We start from the raw sequence: 4,664 nt of genomic DNA on the forward strand, positions 1-4,664 counted from the left end.
TTCCAAGGCAAATAGATGAGGTGCCTAAGCTGACGCTTTCGCGAGCAGGCTCGCTCCCACAGGATCTGCACCGTCCAATGTGGGAGCGAGCCTGCTCGCGAAGCTTTTACAGCTGATAGTTCTTCAAATCCCGCGCAATCACCATCCGCTGTATCTCGCTCGACCCTTCATAGATCTGAGTAATCCGCGCGTCGCGGTAGTACTTCTCGACCGGGTAATCCTCCAGATAGCCATAGCCGCCATGGATCTGGATCGCCGACGAACAGACCTTCTCGGCCATTTCCGACGCGAACAGCTTGGCCTGCGAAGCCTCGGACAAGCATGGTTTGCCCGCCGTCCTCAGCCGCGCTGCATGCAGGATCAGCAACCGCGCGGCGTTGATCTGCATGTGCATGTCAGCCAGCAGATTGGCGATGCTCTGGTGCTCGATGATCGGCTTGTCGAATTGCACCCGGTCTTTCGAGTAGGCCAACGCCGCTTCAAACGCCGCCCGGGCGATGCCCAACGCTTGCGCCGCGATACCAATGCGTCCGCCTTCAAGGTTGGACAGGGCAATCGCCAGACCTTTGCCGCGCTCGCCGAGCAGATTGGCCTCGGGGATGCTGCAGTTGTTCAATGTCACCGCGCAGGTGTCGGAGGCGCGGATGCCCATTTTGTGTTCGGTGCGATCGACGATGAAACCCGGTGTGTCGGTCGGCACCAGAAACGCCGAAAGGCCTTTCTTGCCAAGATCCGGGTCGGTCACCGCGAAGACGATCGCCAGTTTTGCCCGCTTTCCATTGCTGACGAATTGCTTGGCGCCGTTGATCACCCATTGGCCGTCGCGCAGTTCGGCGCGGGTGCGCAGGTTGTGCGCTTCGGAGCCGGCCTGGGGCTCGGTCAGGCAGAAGCAACCAATGGTCTGCCCACTGGCCAGATCAGCCAGCCAGGTTTGTTTCTGTTCGTCGCTGCCGTAGTTGAGCACCGGGCCGCAGCCGACCGAGTTGTGGATGCTCATGAACGCGCCGGTTGCGCCGTCACCGGCAGAGATTTCCTCAACCGCCAGCGCATAGGCGACGTAATCGACGTAAGTGCCGCCCCATTCTTCCGGCACAACCATGCCGAGCAAGCCCAGTTCACCCATCTTCGCCACCAGCGCGTCGTCGATCCAGCCGGCCTTTTCCCAGGCCTGGGCGTGGGGCGCGATTTCGCCACGGGCAAAATCCCGGGCCATGTCGCGGATCATCACTTGTTCTTCAGTCAGTTCGAGATCGTGCATGACTCAGCTCCCGCTCTCATCAAAACCATGGAAGAAGCTCGCAACCTGCGCAGCGTCCAGCTCAGCGACGGTTGGCGGGTTCCAGCGCGGTGACTTGTCCTTGTCGATCAGCAGGGCGCGCACGCCTTCGATCAGGTCGCCACGGACAAACCACTGGCGGTCCAGATGCAGCTCCAGAGCAAAGCAATTCTCCAGACTCAAATGTCTGCCGCGACGGAGCATTTCCAGGGTCACGGCCATGGCCAGCGGCGAGCGGGTTTCCAGCAGATCCGCCGTGGTGACCGCCCATTCATGGCTGTCGGCGACAGTGACGGCGCGCAGTTGCTCGATCATGCTCGGCACGTCGGGCAGGGCGAAGAAGTGGTCGATGGCCGGGCGCAACGCTTGGAGGGGCGCATCGGGCAGGGTTTGCACGGCGTGCTTGGCCAGCAGGTTCTGCAGCGACTTCAGCGGCGTGTCCTGCCACTCCATCTGATCGAGTTTTTCGTCGAGCAGGGCCAGTTTGCTGCTGTCCAGATACCAGTCGGCGAGGCCGCAGTACAGCGCATCGGCAGCGCGAATCTGCACGCCGCTGACGCCCAGATAAATCCCCAGTTCACCGGGAATGCGTGGCAGGAAATAACTGCCGCCGACGTCGGGGAAATAACCGATGGCCACTTCCGGCATCGCCAGTCGGCTCTTCTCGGTGACCACGCGCAGATCGGCGCCTTGTACCAGGCCCATGCCACCGCCGAGGACGAAACCGTCCATCAGGGCCAGCACCGGTTTGCGGTAGTGATGAATCGTCAGGTCGAGGGCGTATTCCTCGACGAAGAAATCTTCGTGCAGCGTGTCGCCGCTCTTGTAGCTGTCGTACAGCGAACGAATATCGCCGCCGGCGCAGAATGCCTTTTCGCCGGCACCGCGCAATACCACGGCGTGCACATCGGCGTCAGACGCCCAGGCATCGAGCTGCTGTTGCAGCAGACGCACCATGTCCAGGGTGATTGCATTGAGGCCCGCAGGGCGGTTGAGGGTCAGGTGGCCGATATGGTTGCGCACCTCGGCCAGCACGTCGTTTGGTAAGGCATCCATGGACGGGGTCCGCCGGGATGAAGCCTGAGCTGTCATCTGTAACTCCCTGCTTTTTATTGTCTTTATTCGAAAAGCCCGCGCGCGGGCGTTAGCGGATCGTAACAGTGCAAATTTGTCGTGTACAACGGGGATATGTGCAGGGGGAATCTGCGTTTTTACATGCCTCGAAATTGCGTGGCTATCGAAAGGTTTCGCTGATGCTGCGGCGCTTGGCGTGCAATTCGCTGGCGTGGATCAGACGTTCGAGGTCTTCGGGGGTGACGTCGATGAAGGCTTCCATGTCGGCCAGCGCCAGTTTCAGGTCTTCGACGGTAATTGCCTGGCGGTCGACCGGGACCACTGGCGGTGCCGGGTCAGCAGCGCGCTTCGGATAGCGGATGCGGGTCAGGTTGTTATAGGCCAGCGCGCTGACCAGCATGCACAGGGCGCCGAGCATCACCGGCTCCATGGCTTTCCAGTCCATGGCGATGGTCGCAGGGTCGGCCAGCACCAGCGTCAACGCCAGGGCGCCGGCCGGGGGATGCAGGCAACGCAGCCAGCACATCAGAATCACCGCCATGCCGGCAGCAAGGCAGGCGCTGCCAAGCGTGCGGCCAAGCACATGGGCGACCAGCAAGGCGACCACGCCAGCACACAGGTAGCCGCCGAGAATCGACCATGGCTGGGCGAGGGCGCCCGAGGACACGGCGAACAGCAGCACCGCCGAAGCGCCGAGCGGGCCGACCAGGTGAAAGGCAACGTCATGGCCGAACACCTGCGCGCACATCCACACACTGAACAGCGTGCCCAAGGCCATGCCGATCGCGGCACGGCTCCATTCAGTGGGGCGGGTGTTGATGGCAGCGGGCAACCAGCGAGCAAGCATGTAGAACTGATCCTTTACAAAATCCGGGGCAAAAAAAAGGACTTGTCCGGCATATCCGGAAAGCCCTCGAAGCGTTCCAACATTGGGGGAGGAACGCGCGTAGTTTGCCGATCAAACTCGATGCTGACAAATTCATATAAATGCAGTTTTAGTGCACTATTTTTGCATTGAACGGGTGCGCCGCGCGCTGACGAAGCATAGATAACCGCCCAGCGCCGCCAAGCCGCTCAGGGCGTAGAACATGCTCGGCGCCGGCGTGTGCATCAGCAGAAACCCGCACAGCACCGGGCTCGCCCCGCCGCCGAGTGCCGCCAGGTTCTGCGCGCCGTAGTAGCTGCCGCGCAGTGTCTCCGGGGCGAGGGTGTCGACGAAGAGGAAATCAGCGGGGTAGATGATCATCTCGCCCAAAGTGAAGATGAACATCGCCACGCACCAGCCGAGCAGGCTGTCCGCCACACTGAAGCCAATCAACCCGACGATGAACAGCGCAGTGCCGCCAGCAATCCAGTGACGCAGGTGTTCGCGGCTGAGCCAGCGACCGACCTGGTATTGCAGGAGGATCACCGTGATTGCGTTGCAGGCGAGCAGGGCGGCCATGGTGTCCAGGGTCTGTTGCTGGGTGTGGGTGACCAGCAGGTATTGCGACAGGTACAGCGTAAAGCGCCCGTGCACCAATGTGCTGAGCAGGCAACCGAGGGTGAACAGCACCATGGTGCGGTCGTTTTTCAGGATCATCAGCGTGTTGAGGAAACTTTGCGGCGCGCTGCCGGAAGTTATCGGACTGGCATCCCTGGTCGCGCCGAGCAGCAGAAAAATACTGCCAATGGCGATCGCGCCGGCAACGATGAACGGCGCGGACGGCTGCACCCCGGCAATCACCACGCCAATCATCGGGCCGACGGCGTAGCCGATATTGGTCAGCGTGTAATTGAGGGAAAACGCCTTGACCCGCTGGCCCACCGGCAGGTTTTCACTGAGGATCGCCTTGGAGCCGATCAGGAACAGCGCCGACGCGGTTTCGCTGATGATCAGCACCAGGGTGACCAGATAGAGATTCTGCGCGAAGGTCAGCAGGATCAGGCCGATACCGCTGGAGAGCATGGCGACAATCAGCAACTGGCGCTTGTCCAGCTTGTCGATGATGTAGCCGCCGTACAGCGACAGCAGCGTGGCGCTGAACACGGCGATGCCCAGCAGCAAGCCGACATCCTGCGGATCGAGCCCGAGCTTGTTGCTGAGGAACAGCGTCAGCAACGGACTGACCAGGGCGCGGCTGATGACCACGGTCAGCGAGCTGATCATCAACCGGCGAATGAACGGCGAATACATGGCCACGGAGGGGGAATGTCCTTATTCGGGAAGCCTGGGGCGAAAAAGCTGACACACCATCGCCCCTTTGTAGGAGTGAGCCTGCTCGCGATTGCGGTGGATCAGTCTCTGAATGTGTCGAATGGTACACCGCTATCG

Annotated in this window: 4 protein-coding genes; all 4 read right to left on the minus strand. The window is 61.3% G+C overall.

Features of this window, described 5'->3' with window-relative positions; all coding sequences use genetic code 11:
- Positions 1–106: 106 nt before the first annotated feature.
- The 4 genes from QMX86_RS27385 to QMX86_RS27400 all read right to left on the minus strand — a co-directional run bounded on the left by QMX86_RS27385 (position 107) and on the right by QMX86_RS27400 (position 4,532).
- Positions 107–1,258: an acyl-CoA dehydrogenase family protein gene (locus QMX86_RS27385; RefSeq protein WP_041480377.1), complete on the minus strand. Its 1,152-nt coding sequence runs from the start codon at positions 1,256–1,258 to the stop codon at positions 107–109.
- Positions 1,259–1,261: 3 nt separating this feature from the next.
- A complete protein-coding gene (locus tag QMX86_RS27390; RefSeq protein ID WP_282387582.1) occupies positions 1,262–2,368 on the minus strand; it encodes an enoyl-CoA hydratase/isomerase family protein in 1,107 nt (368 codons plus the stop codon).
- Between the two features lie 142 nt (positions 2,369–2,510).
- Positions 2,511–3,197: an HPP family protein gene (locus QMX86_RS27395; RefSeq protein ID WP_130930100.1), complete on the minus strand. Its 687-nt coding sequence runs from the start codon at positions 3,195–3,197 to the stop codon at positions 2,511–2,513.
- Between the two features lie 156 nt (positions 3,198–3,353).
- Positions 3,354–4,532: an MFS transporter gene (locus QMX86_RS27400; protein ID WP_282387584.1), complete on the minus strand. Its 1,179-nt coding sequence runs from the start codon at positions 4,530–4,532 to the stop codon at positions 3,354–3,356.
- Between the last annotated feature and the right edge of the window lie 132 nt (positions 4,533–4,664).

Origin of the sequence: Pseudomonas sp. PS01270 (assembly GCF_029959775.1) — a bacterium.
GTDB lineage: Bacteria > Pseudomonadota > Gammaproteobacteria > Pseudomonadales > Pseudomonadaceae > Aquipseudomonas > Aquipseudomonas atacamensis.